This window comes from Leptospira kirschneri serovar Cynopteri str. 3522 CT, assembly GCF_000243695.2.
Taxonomy (GTDB): domain Bacteria; phylum Spirochaetota; class Leptospiria; order Leptospirales; family Leptospiraceae; genus Leptospira; species Leptospira kirschneri.
In genome coordinates, this window is record NZ_AHMN02000022.1 from 175,314 (window position 1) to 190,776 (window position 15,463).

The 15,463-nt window shown below is 33.5% G+C and carries 11 protein-coding genes and 3 pseudogenes; 9 read left to right on the forward strand and 5 right to left on the reverse strand.

The annotated features are described in order from the left end of the window. Nucleotides 1-170: 170 nt before the first annotated feature. Nucleotides 171-1,247: a M23 family metallopeptidase gene (locus LEP1GSC049_RS207710; protein WP_004754969.1), complete on the reverse strand. Its 1,077-nt coding sequence runs from the start codon at nucleotides 1,245-1,247 to the stop codon at nucleotides 171-173. A 947-nt stretch (nucleotides 1,248-2,194) separates the two neighbouring features. Here LEP1GSC049_RS207710 and LEP1GSC049_RS207705 point away from each other — a divergent pair. From LEP1GSC049_RS207705 to LEP1GSC049_RS207680, 6 genes are all read left to right on the forward strand, one after another. Further along, nucleotides 2,195-2,722 carry a flagellar protein FlgN gene (locus LEP1GSC049_RS207705; RefSeq protein ID WP_004755418.1) on the forward strand — a complete coding sequence of 176 codons (528 nt, stop codon included), beginning with the start codon at nucleotides 2,195-2,197 and terminating at the stop codon, nucleotides 2,720-2,722. Between the two features lie 35 nt (nucleotides 2,723-2,757). Beyond that, entirely contained in the window at nucleotides 2,758-4,668 is a 1,911-nt protein-coding gene (gene flgK, locus LEP1GSC049_RS207700; RefSeq protein WP_004754455.1) for a flagellar hook-associated protein FlgK, read from the forward strand. A gap of 40 nt (nucleotides 4,669-4,708) precedes the next feature. After that, the gene (locus tag LEP1GSC049_RS207695) at nucleotides 4,709-5,974 is read left to right on the forward strand and encodes a flagellar hook-associated protein 3 (RefSeq protein ID WP_004756593.1); all 1,266 of its coding nucleotides are present in this window, start codon (nucleotides 4,709-4,711) and stop codon (nucleotides 5,972-5,974) included. Nucleotides 5,975-6,015: 41 nt separating this feature from the next. Further along, entirely contained in the window at nucleotides 6,016-6,468 is a 453-nt protein-coding gene (gene fliW / locus LEP1GSC049_RS207690; RefSeq protein WP_004755088.1) for a flagellar assembly protein FliW, read from the forward strand. Beyond that, a complete protein-coding gene (gene csrA / locus LEP1GSC049_RS207685; RefSeq protein WP_000960595.1) occupies nucleotides 6,468-6,722 on the forward strand; it encodes a carbon storage regulator CsrA in 255 nt (84 codons plus the stop codon). The genes fliW and csrA overlap by 1 nt, the downstream gene beginning before the upstream one ends. A gap of 215 nt (nucleotides 6,723-6,937) precedes the next feature. Next, on the forward strand, nucleotides 6,938-7,750 hold the full coding sequence (locus LEP1GSC049_RS207680; RefSeq protein ID WP_004763657.1) for an LA_1326/LA_4305 family lipoprotein: 813 nt from the start codon (nucleotides 6,938-6,940) through the stop codon (nucleotides 7,748-7,750). Nucleotides 7,751-8,017: 267 nt separating this feature from the next. On the opposite strand, the pseudogene LEP1GSC049_RS2000000228410 reads toward LEP1GSC049_RS207680, so the two are convergent. The 3 genes and pseudogenes from LEP1GSC049_RS2000000228410 to LEP1GSC049_RS207670 all read right to left on the reverse strand — a co-directional run bounded on the left by LEP1GSC049_RS2000000228410 (nucleotide 8,018) and on the right by LEP1GSC049_RS207670 (nucleotide 11,791). Next, a pseudogene (locus LEP1GSC049_RS2000000228410) lies at nucleotides 8,018-8,457 on the reverse strand (hypothetical protein). A 763-nt stretch (nucleotides 8,458-9,220) separates the two neighbouring features. Next, nucleotides 9,221-11,017, reverse strand: coding sequence for a monovalent cation:proton antiporter-2 (CPA2) family protein (locus LEP1GSC049_RS207675; protein ID WP_016748296.1), 1,797 nt, complete (start codon nucleotides 11,015-11,017; stop codon nucleotides 9,221-9,223). A 9-nt stretch (nucleotides 11,018-11,026) separates the two neighbouring features. After that, nucleotides 11,027-11,791, reverse strand: coding sequence for a type 1 glutamine amidotransferase domain-containing protein (locus LEP1GSC049_RS207670; protein WP_004755450.1), 765 nt, complete (start codon nucleotides 11,789-11,791; stop codon nucleotides 11,027-11,029). 860 nt (nucleotides 11,792-12,651) lie between these two features. On the opposite strand from LEP1GSC049_RS207670, the gene LEP1GSC049_RS207665 reads away from it, so the two are divergent. The 3 genes and pseudogenes from LEP1GSC049_RS207665 to LEP1GSC049_RS2000000229400 all read left to right on the forward strand — a co-directional run. Further along, on the forward strand, nucleotides 12,652-13,137 hold the full coding sequence (locus LEP1GSC049_RS207665; protein WP_004754405.1) for a glutathione peroxidase: 486 nt from the start codon (nucleotides 12,652-12,654) through the stop codon (nucleotides 13,135-13,137). Between the two features lie 23 nt (nucleotides 13,138-13,160). Next, the gene (locus LEP1GSC049_RS207660; RefSeq protein WP_004754428.1) at nucleotides 13,161-13,607 is read left to right on the forward strand and encodes a MarR family winged helix-turn-helix transcriptional regulator; all 447 of its coding nucleotides are present in this window, start codon (nucleotides 13,161-13,163) and stop codon (nucleotides 13,605-13,607) included. A 766-nt stretch (nucleotides 13,608-14,373) separates the two neighbouring features. Next, nucleotides 14,374-14,442 (forward strand): annotated as a pseudogene (locus LEP1GSC049_RS2000000229400) (Imm7 family immunity protein); the annotation flags it as partial. A 664-nt stretch (nucleotides 14,443-15,106) separates the two neighbouring features. Here LEP1GSC049_RS2000000229400 and purT read toward each other — a convergent pair. Then, nucleotides 15,107-15,463 (reverse strand): annotated as a pseudogene (gene purT / locus LEP1GSC049_RS2000000227220) (phosphoribosylglycinamide formyltransferase 2); the annotation flags it as partial.

Genomic DNA, 15,463 nt, shown 5'->3' on the forward strand with positions numbered 1-15,463 from the left:
TTGAGGTTCAAAAATAAGTAATTCTCAGGTTTTAAGACAAATTTTTTATAGTTCTGAGTAATAAAAACTTTTTCGGCCGAAAAGTATTTTAGATTTTGTGTCTAATTACGACATTTTATTAAAATCGCTTTTCAACCTTTATATAATAATTTTAGAATATTCTAAAATTGTTATTCAAAATAATTTTGACCAATAACGGAAAGAGGATTTACCATTGTTCCTTGAACTCGTAGACCTAAATGAAGATGTGGCCCCGTTGACATACCGGTAGAACCTACTTTACCGATCAGATCTCCTTTTTTTATCTTATCACCTACTTTCACGTTCAATTCGGATTGATGCATGTATAAAGAATAAACTTCCAAACCATGATCTATCACCGTGAAATTTCCTTCATAATACATGGATCTGGATAAAACTACGGTTCCATCGTTGATCGCATAAATAGGGGTTCCTTGTGCTCCTTTAAAATCGACACCGCCGTGCGGTTTACCTTTTGTTTTGTTATAAATTCGTCTTTTGTAAAACGGACTTGTAAAATGAACCTCTGTCACCGGATAAACGAAGTCGGATGCGATTTGTAAATCTGTTTTAGAACGAAACGCTTCCGCTTTTGCTTTAGAACATTCTGCAATAAAATCCAGAGTTTCTTGAGGAAGTTCTTGGGAGGTGTATTTTTTATCCATAGTAAGAGAAGAAATTTTTGTGACCGAAAAAGTGGTTTTATGGATGGGGATTTCGTATTCCTTATAGTCGTTTTTTCTAAAAAGATTTTTATCATGTATTTCTAATATTCCACTTTTTTTATTAAACTCTGGTGAAATCGGAATCCAAGCGTAAAAAACCAAATCTTTTTTTGTATAGGGAATTTCTTTTTTTTCCCAATAAATTTTGATTCTATCTAATTTAGAAAGAATCGTTTTTTCCGGAATGAGTTTCAGAAATAACAATTCTCCTTGTGCAAATTTTCTGCTTCGGATTGAAAAAGAAAAAAGAGATTCTTTTTTTTGGATAACTTCGAATTCGAGATTTACTTGTTTTTTCTTTTTTTCTTTTAATTCTTTTTTAGAATCGGAATGAGTTTCTTTTTTGATTTTCGATTCTTCGCTTTTTTTAAGAACAATATGAATCTCTTTCTTAGTTTTTGTTTCTTTGATTTTAACTTCTTCGTTTTTAGGAAATATAGTTTCGAAATTTAAGAATAGAATAAAAATTATAAAATAAAGAATTTTGATGTACTTTTGCATTGTGTTTTTGAGAATATTTTTATACGGCCGAATTTAAGATTCTTTTAAAAATATCTATAAAATCTAAGAGTAAAAATTTTCTGATCGAATTTTTGATTTATATATCGGTTCGATTTTTAAAACGAATTATTATAAATTTTTAGTAAAATTTATACTTAACACGGAAGGGATCGATACGAGGAAATTCAGCAACACACACTCCATGGATCGAGTTTTAGATCGTGTTCTAAATTGAATCTAAAGACGATTGTTGTATCATGTTTTTTGTATGCAATTTATTGACCGGAGCTAAAGAGCCTGGTGGCTGCCTATGGCAGGCCGGATTCGCTCCGGTTTTCTTACGCCAAACTCGCGTTATACTTAGTTTTGAAACGATTTCTTATATATAGTAGAATGTTTTTTAATTTTTTCTTTTATTGAAATCTTAGTAAGATCCAATATCAATCATTCTAAACGCCTAATTTCTGTATAAAATTTTCATTACAAAAATTGAAATTCCATTTTATAAAGGTTTCTATTCTAAAAATTTATTTTCTATAGTCTCGAAAAGAATTGTTGTAACCCTTATTACTCAGAGTTATAAAATAAAGTGTTCAGTCTTCTGCAATTGAAGTAGTTTTACTAAATCTCCACTATAGAATTTTTCAACAACTCTATTATAAAACAAAATTGGATGCTCTGTTATAGTTCTGAGTAAAACTAAAACGGAGTAGTTCCTACGAATTACGTCTCATTCTGTTTAAATCGTATTTTTCTCTTTTAAACTTTTGAGGTAGTTCCCACGTTTTAAATCTACGATGAACTTTATTTCTTTTAATTTATCTCTCTGCGTATGTGGTTTGAAAAAATCTATCTGTAATAGTTCCCACATTTAAGATTTTCTTTGAAAATTACCTAAGCAAATTTCTAATTTTACCGATTCTTGTTAGCAGGATCGGATAAAACAAATGCAACAAGAGGAATGGCTGGAGCAGCTTACGAAACTTTTTCAAGACGAGATCAATCTTTATTCAAACGTTTTGGAACTTGAAATTCAAAAGTCGACTGCAATTGTTCAAGCTGACGGTAAGTCTCTTGAGTCGATTACGAAAAAAACATATGAACTACTCGTGATGGCCTCTGAGATCGAAAGAGTTAGAATGAAATCGATCGAAGAAGTGTATCGTTCTAAAAATTTTACTTTTCCCGAGACTGGCGTGCCGACGTTATCCGATTTTTTGAACCGTATCGATAGAGATTCTAACTATCGATTAAAAGAATTTGGTTCTTCTTTAAAATCGATTCTGCATCGACTGAAAGAAAAAATCAAATCCAATGAAAGGCTGATTTTAACTCGTCAAGAGGTTCTTTCTAAAACGATCGAAGCGATGAAAGAAAAAGCGATGGAATCCGATATAAACACTTATGGCTCCGGAAAAAATCTAGAACGTAAACAAACCAAAAGACAATCTTTGATGCTAAATGCGTCAGCGTAAATCGATCGAATCATTTGTTATAGGAGGAAGAAGCCATGGGTTCTACATTTTCAGGTCTTGAAATCGGAAAGCGGGGTTTAACCGCGCATCAGCAAGCCCTTCAAACGACAGGTCATAATATTTCCAACGCAGATAACAAGCATTATGCGAGACAAAGGGTTACGATGACGGCGATGGATCCATTGTACGATCCTTCTCTGAATCGTGCTAATCTTCCGGGACAAATCGGTCAAGGAGTCGAAATCGCTTCTATAGAAAGGATCCGAGATAATTTTATTGACGATAGAATTATTGAAACTTCTGGAAATAAAGATTACTGGGCGGCTCGTAACGAATATCTGTATCAATTGGAAACTGTTTTTAACGAACCCAACGGCACTACTCTTAGGACTTTGATGGATAAATTTTGGTCTTCTTGGGAAGATTTAGCAAACTATCCCGAAGACAACGCACATCGTTCTGTTGTTTTAGAAAAAGCGAATGGACTTGGAAGTAGAACCGAAGACGTTTATCGTAAACTCGCACAACTCAGAGATCAAGCGAACCGTGAGATCGAAACAAAAACATATCATTTAAATACAATCTCGGAAAACATTCGTACTTTAAACGAAAGAATCGGAAAATCGGAAGCGTTAGGCGATAGACCAAACGATCTTTACGATAAACGAGACGCACTTTTACAAGAACTTTCTTCCTTGGTGGACGTTACAATCGGTCGTTCCGACGAGGATGAATTGATGGTTTTTATTGGTCAGCAAATTTTAGTTCAAGGAAATAAAGCGAACAAAATCGATATTATAGGAAATCCTTCTAAAGACGGACTTTTGGATTTGTTTTGGTCCGCAACTGGAGATCCTGTTCTTTTGAGAAAAGGAAGATTACAGGGTTTGATCGAAGTAAGAGATAAGATCATTCGCGAGAAAATTGATCAAGTAGATTCACTTTCCATAAACGTAATGGATGCTGTAAACGAAATTCATAAAGATGGTTTTGGAATTAATGGAAATACAAATCAATCATTCTTTAATATTCGTTCTTTGTCGATCAATACGTTTGGGGAATACGATTCCAACGGGGACGGTCAAAACGACGTTACTGCAATTTTTAGAATTACAGGAAGAAACACTTTAGATCCGGATCGCCCCATCGGAATAAACGGAACGATCACTTTTCATCAATCGGATACAAAAGAATCTCCCGTTTTGATTCCGTATTCTTCTAATGATACGTTAAACGGAATTATCAAGAAGATCAATGCTTCTCGTTCTGGTGTTGTGGCTTATATGAACCATGACAATCAATTGGCTTTAAAGGCTACGGTTGCGGATGATCATCCAAATAAAAATTTTATCATAAGACATATTGAAGATTCGGGAGATCTTCTTGTGGGAATGACTGGAATCTTAATGGCCTCAGGACCTTCGGGTGCGTATGACTACAAACGTCTTGGAGAAATCAATAAGTTACAAGCTCGTTCTGAAGACGTTACGTTAACCCCTCATTTTCATCCTTCTTCTCATTTTAGAGTTTCCGATTCAATTGCGAATAACGTTGCTAACATAGCAGCCGCTCGAGGTAAAGACGTAGGAGGAACGGGGGATTATAATTCACCCGGAGGTCATAAGGATGGAAGAAACGCTCTTATGGTTGCGTCTGCTTTGAGAAACAGTCCAGTTATGGTGGATTATTCTAAAACGACCGACGACTTTTATAATACTTTGATTTCTAAGTTGGGAACCGAAGCGAGGGAAGCAAAACAGGAGTTCGGAATTCAAAACGATCTTATGACCGAACTAGAAAACATGAGACAATCGGTCATGGGAGTCAACCTGGACGAAGAAATGGCCAACATGGTTCAGTTTCAGCATGCTTATAACGCGTCTGCAAAAATGATCAATACTATGAACGAAATTCTAGATACGATCATCAATCGACTAGGCGTTTGATCTCGCGGGTGATATAGGCGAGTAAGGAGAGAATTTTATGATGCGTATAACGAACATGATGCAGAACAACAGTCTGATTCATAATTTAAACAGACATCAGCTTAACATGGACGAAACTCAAAACCAACTTTCTACCGGACAAAGAATTCGTCTCCCGTCTGATGAGCCCGGTCGTGCCACAAATCAGATGTTTTTCCGTTCTAGATTAAACGAGTTGGAAACTTTTCAAAGAAATATAGACGACGGAAATTCTCGTCTGCAACAAATCGACGGGGAATTAGATCGTATCGGCTCTTTGTTTCAAAGGGCGAGAGTGTTGGCGGTTCAGGCGTCCAACGGTATTTATCAAGGCGATAAAGGTTTTGAACTTGAAGTGGCTATCGGAAAAGAAATCGACGAAATTTTAAGAGCGTTAGTCGACATTGCAAACACAAGAGACGCTACGGGGCGTCCTTTGTTTGGAGGTCACGTGATCGAAAGACCTCCTTTTGAACCGATCGAATCCAAGATCAAAGGACTTCAAGGAATCGAACTTAAAAATCAATACATAGGCGTAGAATACAGAGGTGATATAGGCGAACAACTCAGAGAGATCGAAAAAGGAGAATACGTTCCCGTAACGATACCCGGAAACAAGGTTTTCTGGGGAACCAATATGAGCATCACTAGTAAGGTAGATAACTCTGGTTATGTGGCATCTTCGGATCAAAAGTTTAAGATTGATGGAGTAGAGATACACGTGTCCGCGGGAGATACGATAGACGACATCATTGATAAGATTAACAATTCTCCTTTAGAAGTAAAGGCGAACAAATTGGCGCAGGACAACATTAGTTTAAGTTCTACGGCTCCTCATCAAATCTGGATGGAAGACGTAGAAGGTGGAACCATTTTAAGAGATATCGGACTTGTAGATTCCGCGACTTCCGAACCGCCTAACAACTATTCTAAATCTGCAACCGTAACAGGACTTTCCGTTTTCGACGTAATGATCCAATTTAGAAACGATCTGATTCAAAAAGATCAGGAAAGAATTTCCGGACGCGATCTACAAGATTTGGATTTGGCGATGGAAAATGTTCTACGTTATCGTGCAATCGTAGGCGCGAGAATGAATCGAATGGAAGAACACGCTCAAAGAGTGGATTTTGATAAATCTTATATGACCGAACTTTTATCCAAAAACGAAGGAATCGATTTTCCCGAAACCATTATGAATATGAAATGGTTGGAGACAGTGCATCAATATGCGCTTAACGTGGGATCAAAAATTATTAAACCGACATTGATGGATTTTCTAAGATAAAACACAATCCGGGAAGTAAATTTCTAAGGTAAAAATTTAAGATGGGAATCGAGATTCAAACAAAACCGTTCGGTAAAATGCAAATATCCGAAAAACAAATCTTATCTTTTCCGGAAGGTTTATTAGGATTTGAAGAATATAAAAAATTCGCATTGATCGAAGAAGAAGAGGAATCCGTTTTTAAATGGCTTCAATCGATTGAAGAAGTCGATCTTGCGTTTGTGGTAATTCCTCCTTCTCTTTTTAAAAAAGAATACAAACCTTTGATACCGGAACAGGAACTACTCGGAATTGGGATAAACGAGATAAAAGAAAGTCTAACGTTGGTGATCGTAACGGTTCCAGGAGAAGATCCTTCGATGATGACCGCAAATACTCAAGGTCCGATTCTGATCAATAAAGAAACACTTATAGGAAAACAATTCATTTCTAGAAACGAATCTCATTCGGTTCGAGAAAAAATTCTCGAATCAGCAGCGGTGGAGATCGGTTAGTGCTGGTTTTAGCGAGAAGAACGAACGAATCGATTATGATCGGAGATGATATAGAAATTGTCATCGTCGATATAAAAGGCGATCAGGTTAAGATTGGAGTTAAGGCGCCTAGGGATGTTTCGGTACACAGAGCCGAAGTTTATAAAGATATTCAGGAAGAAAATAAAAAAGCCGCAGAAACCAAAATCAAACCAGCGGATCTCGGTAAGATAGGAAACATTTTGAAAAAGAAAGATTCTGGAAAAAAAGAATAACCGTTTTATTAAAGTTTTTGAATCTTACGTTTTAAATATAAGAACGTGTCTTAAAACTGAGAGTTCTTACAGCTTGATCTTTCTGATAAAGTACAATTAAGTCTTGAGACACGTTGTAAGAACCTTAATCTATAAAGATCAGAAAATTTCTTATGATTATTTATTCTAAATTTTAATTTAAGAATATTTTAATTTATTATTTTAGATTGTGTGCTATGAGTTTTTTAATAAATCAAATAGTAATTATATTATTTCTTTTTTTTTCGATTTCTTGTTTTTCTGGAATTCGTAAAGAGCTAAATTATTTTTCTGATACAATCGCATTCTATTCGTTTGAAAATGGTCCTGATCTGCCCAATTGGTTGGATCGGAGCGCAACCTATATAAACAACGAAAAACGGGATCATTTTAAAACTGCAATTATGGACGCTTTGAATCGAATGGGAAATCGAAATGATTCCTTAGTGAATGGATCGATATTGAGAATTTTTTCGAAAGAATTGAGTGAAGAAATTGCAGAGCGTTCTTATCAAAACTTTGAACGTTTTCCTAATCAAACTTATCAACTATGGATATTAAAAAAGGAAGACTATATCAATCCGGGTAGGAGAATTCGAAGGACTGTATTTTTACTCTATCCTACAATAGATTCAATTCACTTTATATTTTTGGAATTGAACCAATTCATAGACTTTCAAACTATTTATACGTTTCAGGATTGGTCTAATTATTCATTATCGGAATCAAATATCAAATCTTACTTGGAAATTTTTATCCCGGATTCGGCAATTGGAACATTATCTTATTATAAAGATGTTACTGGTGAATCTAAAAAATTTCACGTCGTTTATAAAACTATCGTTTCTACATCCGAACAGGATAAGATCAAAGAACAAAATAAAGAAACAGGAACAGATTCTAGAGAAGCTGAAAAAAGACTGATGGAATTGAAGCGATTGTTAGATAAAAAATTGATTTCCGAGGAAGAATTTAAAAAGAAACGAGAAGAAATTTTAAAATCGCTTTAAAATTTTTAATACTACACTTTAGAACTTAAAAGAAATATAATACTCTAATGCACTCATTTGCAAAATAACGTGAGTTCAACGTAAAAAAATTGGGGCGAATAAAAAACTCAGGTGCTGCTCTCTATGGATCGCAGCATAATAATTGCTTTCGAATTTGTTATGCCGAACTCACATTAAAATGCTATTTTTTGATTATATCTTTATGAGAATTTTTACGTAAAACATTGTTTAAAAAGTTTTATTAAAAATTTAGTTTATAAGGGTTTTCTAAATTTTTTCTGCATATAATTTCCAAGCGTCTGAAAGATAGTAAGTATTTAATTTTCCTTTATATTTTTGCTTTCCATTTTTTTTTTAACCCATTGAATGATTTGGTTATACCATTGATCGAATTTCATTATATCGTATTGTAATGGGTTTATCACCGCAAAATTTTTGCTCCAATATAATCTTCCATAATTTTGTTTTTCGTTGAAATTATGACGGCTATATTCGATACAAGGAGCCTCAAAGATATTTTTTATATAATAAAGATTTTGTTCCGTTCGATTTGTTTTAGTTTGAGAAAACTCAAAATTCCAAGGAAATGATTTGTTCCAAATATAGTAGATAAAGTCGTTTTCGTGATCTTTCGAAAAATCATCGATCATAAAAGCGTCTTTTGAAGCTGACGAAGCGTCCGCTTTAAGAATTTGAATTTCAGAAATAGATTTTAAGAAATATTAAAATGAACTTTCATCGATTTTAGTCATAGTGACTGCAATTTGTTTTCCCATAAAAAGATTTTATAAAGGTTGATTTATAGTTTTTGTGCAAATCTTTAATTTAAGGTTTTTGAATAATAACGTATTTTATAAAATTTTAATTTTTTGTAAAATAACAACGTTTTCATTTTGATATGATCTTTAAAAATCAATTATTGTATAATTGTTCTGAATTATTTTAAGATAAGTTATAAAAAATATTCAATAGAGTTGTTGAAAAATTAATTCTTCATCCGCTTCTATTTCATGGAAATGGTCGATTGAAACAGTTTTGTTAATTGAACTATGGAATTTTCAACAACTCTAATGGTTTTTAAAAAAGGAAATCTAAGTAGAATAAATTTTTATTAGATAATGACAGAAAAGGTCAATTTCATACAGGTACTTAATAAGACAATTTTTATATTCTAAAAATTTAAAGTATCTTTTGAAGTAAATAAATTTAAAAAATGGGAGCGGCTTTGTCACAAGCCACTCCAAAGAGAATAGTGAAGAGAATTAGATTCTTTTGTTTTAAACGTAGTAAAAAGTTTAAAACAAAAAGTCTCCAATTGAACATATCTATCAAAACCGATCTAAAATATAAAGAAAAACAAATTATAATTTTATATTTTTCGTCAAATCACTGTTATAGATTTGAAATAATTTATTGAATAGTGTATACGAAAAAATACTTTTTTGTCAAATTGGAAGCCTTAGAAACGAATTATCCAGCAATCTTTCCTTCTTTTTCCTGACGATCTGCTTCAAAAGCGTCTTCTAATTGACGCATTGAATTTTTAGAAAATTGAATAAATTCTTTTTCGTTTCCTCGAATTTGGAATTGACCTTTCAAAGTCAATTCGTCGTGAGCCCTGAACTTTTTAACTTTCTTTTCCACTTCGGAATCCATAAAACCTAATTGACTCAAAGTTTCTCCGGCTAATTCCAATGCAGAGGCGAAAGTATCTCTACGAATAATTTGAATTCCTAGTTCCATTAGTTTGAAAACGTGTTCCCGATTTCTCGCTCTCGCTATGATGGTCAAATTCGGGAAATTTTTTTTAATCAATTCGGCGATTTTTACCGAAATATCAATATCCTGAATAGCTAATATAAATAAATCTGCATGTTCCGCGCCAGCGGACCTTAAAAGACTTAATTTACTTGCGTCTCCGTAGTAGATCTTATAACCGAATTTTCTTGCTAAGTTCACTTGGTCAGGGTTATGCTCCAATGCAGTAAAACCGATCTTGTGAACGAAAAGCATTCTCGCAATAATCTGGCCAAATCTTCCAAAGCCGACCACGATAACTCGATTCTGCTCTTCTATAGTATCTTCTTTTAAATTTTGATTTTCTTTGAAAATCCATTTGGCCGTTTTATCTTTGAGAATTCCAAGGACGGGAGTTAAACCCATGGAAAAAGTTACAACTGCAATTACTAAATCAGCTTTTTCTTTTGGAAGAATGGATAGGGATACTCCAACTCCTAAAATTACAAATGCAAATTCGCCACCTTGTGAGATGATCGTGGAAAGATTAAGAGAGACTTCCTTAGAATGTTTAGTAATTATACCGATGGAATACAAAATAATCGCTTTAACGAATATTAAAATAAATGCAAGTAATATTACAAGGATCGGGTCTTTTAAAACTTCTCCCAGATTGATAGACATTCCGACGGCTAAAAAAAATAATCCAAGAAATAATCCTTTAAACGGTTCTAGATTGGATTCTAATTCGTGTCTGTATTCAGAGTCCGCAAGTATAACTCCTCCTAAAAAAGATCCAAGGGCCATCGATAATCCTACTTGATTCATTAGAATCGAAACTCCGATAACGATCAAAAGGGACAGGGCAGTGAAAATTTCATGATTCCCACTGGAAGCGACTAACTTAAACAAAGGTCTCGCTAAAAACCTTCCCGCTAAAATAACGGCAATAATTGTTCCGATAGCAAATAAGATTTCCTTTATACTTCCATGAGATTCCGGATCGGAGGTAGATTCGGTTAAAAAGGAAAGTGTAGCCATAATTGGAATTACTGCTAAATCTTGGAACAGAAGAATCGCAAAAGCGCTTCTGCCGTGTGTAGTATTGAGTTCGTTTTTTTCTCCCAAAACTTGAAGAGCAAATGCAGTAGAAGATAATGAAATACTAATGCTGATTACAATTGCTTGGCGTTTTTCCAAACCTAAGAAAGAAAGTAATATAAAAAAAGTAAGAGAAGTTAAAACGACTTGAAGACCTCCCAAGCCGAAAACGGGCCTTCTCAAAATCCAAAGTCTTTGAGGTTTTAATTCAAGTCCTATTAAAAATAAAAGTAAGACAACCCCAAATTCGGAAAGATGTAAAATACTATCCACGTCGGTGATTAAACCTATTCCCCAAGGACCGATTATAGTTCCACCAACGAGATAACCTACTACGGAACCTAATCCAATTTTTTTGAACAAAGGTACTGAAATTACTGCTGCAGAAAGAAATACAATAAGGTTTATAAGTAAATTATAATTTAGCATTCTTTTAAATTAACGATTTGAAAATAACTTCATAAAAGAAACTGTGAAAGAATGTGCGTCTCCCGGCCAACGAGAAGAAACGTAATTTCCGTCCGTGATTGAATGACCCCTTTTTAATTTTTTATGATTGTCTCTAAAGATTGGTTTTGGGCCGAAGTGAAAATCATTCGGATCTTTTAGAGCCGATCTTACTTCTTCTTCAACGGTTTGAGGATAAGTTCTATAATAATTTCCCAACCAAAGTCTAGTAAGGTTCCAAGCCGCCATTTCTTGAGATTTTAAAAGAGCCGTAGTTTTTTTTCCGTAAAGAATAGAACGATTAGTTCCAGGTAATTTACTACGAGCTGCTAAAACGACACCGTGACAAATTGCTCCGACAGGTTTACCAGTAGCAAAAAATGAACCTACAAATTTTTGTAATTCTTCTGATTCTAAGTATTCTTTCATTCCCGGAGCGTGCCCACCTGGAAGAATGAGTCCTGCAAAATTCTCCGTTTTTAAATCTTTATAAGAGATTGGATTCTGAAAGTTCGGATCGGAGATCATTTCATTGTAAGCGGTTCTGGCTTTTTTATGAGCGATTAAAATCGGTTTCCAAATTCCAAGACCTTTTCCAGTAAGCATTCTAAAATCAGCAGATCCAGGTTTGCCGTTTGGGGTTGCAAAAAATACTTCATAACCATTTTCCTTTAATATTTTCCAAGGAATTGAAGCTTCGGAAGGATCGAAATCGACGGAAGGTAAGGGAATTAAAACTTTATAAGTAGAGATCATGGTATCGATTCTAATTTTTGTTTTAAAAAATCAAGACCTTAAAAAAACAAATTCGGATGTATGATCAGTATAATTTTTTATGAAAGTTAAATCTTTTTAAAACGACTCATTTTAGGTTCTTCGTTTAGGTCAAATTATTGGTAAAACCAATCAATTGTGGAAATTAATTTTTAGAAAACACAATAGCTTGATTTGGGCGAGCATCATGGAAGTGAAGGGTTGAGGGTTCTTTATGCGGAAATTTTTACAATGTCGAGATTGTTTCGTAAAAACTCTGATAAGAGTTCTTTAAATTGAAGTCATCGAAAAATTTTATACATTCTATATTAGAGTTTTTAAAAAATTTCATAGTGAAATTAACAAAACTGATTTAATTGTCCATTTTCAATGTAACGAAAACAGATGGGAAATTCATTTTCAACAACTCTAATATAATGTGAGTTCGACGTAAGAAAATCAGAAATGGGCTCTTTAGCTCTGGTCAATAAATTGCATGCAAGAAACGTTATACAGTATATCGTTTTTAGTTTCAATATAAAACACGATCTGTCGAGCGACCATAGAAGCGAGACAGCTTGAGTTTTATAGCTGCGTTAACTCACGTTACTAATCTCTATAAAATTGAGTACCTTTAATTCTATCACAAAACGCTGATTCATGTAAAATATTAGGTACTTTATTATAGTTATGAGTAATATAAATTTTAATAAAAGCAGTTTCAAAATTTAAAAAACGCGAAAATTTATACATAATTTTAGAAATGAAACTGCAATTCAAAAGCAGTAAAAATTTTTGTTGACTAAAATTTTAAATTCTTATTTTATAAAATTAAATTGTGCACAATTTAATTGAGGTTCGATATGAACGAGACATTATATGATTTAACAGCAACTCTAAACAATGGAAAGGAACAAAAATTAGAAGATTATAAAGGGAAAGTACTCTTAATTGTAAATACCGCCAGCGAATGCGCTTTTACGCCACAATACGCAGGTTTACAAAATTTATATGATAAGTATAAAACCGAAGGGCTGGAAATTTTAGGTTTTCCGTGTGATCAGTTTAAACATCAGGAGCCGGGCTCTGATGAAACGATCAAAAACTTTTGTCAGAAAAATTACGGAGTGAAATTCCCTATTTTTAAAAAAATAGAAGTAAACGGAGATAACGCTCATCCAGTATTTCAGTTTTTAAGAAATAAGGCTTCGGGCTTTTTAGGAAATTCAATCAAATGGAACTTTACTAAATTTTTAGTGGATAAACAAGGGAACGTAATCAAACGTTATTCTCCCATTACTACTCCCGAAAATATTGAAAAAGAGATCCAGAATCTTTTAAAACAATAAAAATAAAGCCGACTTCTTTAAAAATGGGAAAGACCACAAAAAATCTTTTTTTAGAAAATCAGATTTGTTTTCCGCTTTATGCCTGTTCCAGAGCTTTGACCGCGATTTATCGTCCTATATTAGAAGAATTAGGTATTACTTATCCACAATATTTAGTTTTACTCATACTCTGGAAGGAGGATGCTTGTAGCGTAAAAGAAATTGGAAAAAAATTATATCTGGATTCCGGAACTTTGACACCCCTGCTTAAACGTTTAGAGGATTCAGAATTTGTAATACGAAAACGTTCTAAAGAAGACGAACGTTCCGTAAAAATTTACCTTTCTGCAAAAGGAAAAAAACTTAGAGATAAGGCGGTTTTTGTTCCTTCAAAACTGATTGAAAGTTTGGAAATAGATAAAAAAAGTCTTATCGATCTTAAAAAAGATCTGGATCGATTGCTTCTGATTCTTTCTGAAAAAGTGGAATAAATTTTGTATCTGTTACAAATTCCATAGAAACGATATTTGAAATGAGCCGTGGATTTTACGAAGATACGGTTTACTATCTTTTAAAAGGAAGTCTTCATTTTAATTTTTAGAAAACACAATAGTTTGATTTGGACGAGTGAAGAGTTGAGGGTTCTTTACGCGGAAATTTTTACAATGTCGAGATTGTTTCGTAAAAACTCTGATAAGAATTTCTTAAATTGAAGTCATCGAAAAATTTTATACAATTCTATATTAGAGTTTTTTAAAAATTCCATAGTGGAATTAACAAAACTGATTTAATTGTCCGTTTCAAGCAGATGGAGAATTAATTTTTCAACTACTCTATTGACTGATAACTTATGATTGGGGCGAAAAATTATATAAGAGATTTTTTCTAAGTGGAAAATTTCTAAAAAACCTATAAACGGTAGTACTTTATGAATTTCTAATTAACTGCCGCTTTCCTACAGAAATCGTTGTAGATAAAAGTTTGCAAACTTTTTAATACTTTTCTATTAGCAATCTTTGAATTCTGTACAAATTTTAAATATATAAGGCTAATTTTTTTCGTAAATAAACTACTCATAATTACATCATAAAATACTCAAACCATTAATTTAAATTTCTGTAATGTAAATTCAGAGAAAGAGAATTTGGGCAGATCCGGTGTTGCCGGACCGCGCTTTCAGCTTCAATCAATAAGATGCATGAAAGAAACGTAATATTTCGTCTTTAGTTTTAATATAGAACGCGATCCATAGAGAGCCATAACCTTACCCACAAGTATTTAGATTTCAATATTAAATCTGTGGGAATTACGACAAATCCTCTGTAAAACTGAGTTCCCGCCCTTATTTTTGGGTGGGGGCGGAGGTGGAGAAATTCGGAAGACTTTTCTCTATCAGAAAAACATGCTTTTTGCAAGTAAAAAGACTCATTCTTGTCGGAACACTTGAAAAATGTGCGTTTTTGAGCCTTATGATTCTAAAATCCTATTCAACTTGTGGGTAAGGTTATGATAGAGAGCGCTCAGCTGAGCCTCAATCACTTTTGTATTGGATTTTACAGAACTTACTTGAAACTGTATTTTGGAACAAACATTTAGATACTCAATTGGATAGGGATGAGTAACGAAAAACGAACCAAACAAAGAACACTTAATTTATATCATACGAACAAAATTTCTAGGAACTACTACAAAAAGTAGTACTACAAGTCTAAAATCGCCTCTATACACTATTCAAAACAATCAAGAAAAGAAAGAATTTGTAGTAGTTCCTAGAAACCTGGATTTTACAGACAATTCTGAAAATGTGGGAACTCATACCATGATAAAACTCACGTAAAATAGACATAATCTCTAGGAACTACCGCATTTGTTATTATTACTATAAAATCCAAAAAGAATCAAATTTTTGCATAGAATTGCAGTTTGTGGTATGGTCACCAAACAGAAGTTTTACGCAAAAACCAAATTGAAGATTGTTACTTTTGGATTTTTATAGAGATTCATTCAATTTGACTTTTGATTTTAGAAAGCCAAAAGAACCCGCACGTTTCCGAAAGAAGAAAGAAATTTTCCTCTCCTTTTGTAGAATAAGAAAAGTGTAACGCCCCATTCTGCGATATGGTCTTGTAATAGGTTTTTCCCGAAAAATTCTAAAAATCCCGATTCAGACATTCCAGATGCAATATCCAACCCCACTAATTTCGGGTATTTTATTTTCAGCACTCGCAAGAATTACAGCGCTTGCGCCTTTTCTTTCCAGAGTAATTTCTGAAATAGGAATTCCCAAAATCGCTCTAAGATGAAGTTCGAACTCGTTGAAGTTCTGTGTTCCGGCTAACGTAACCAT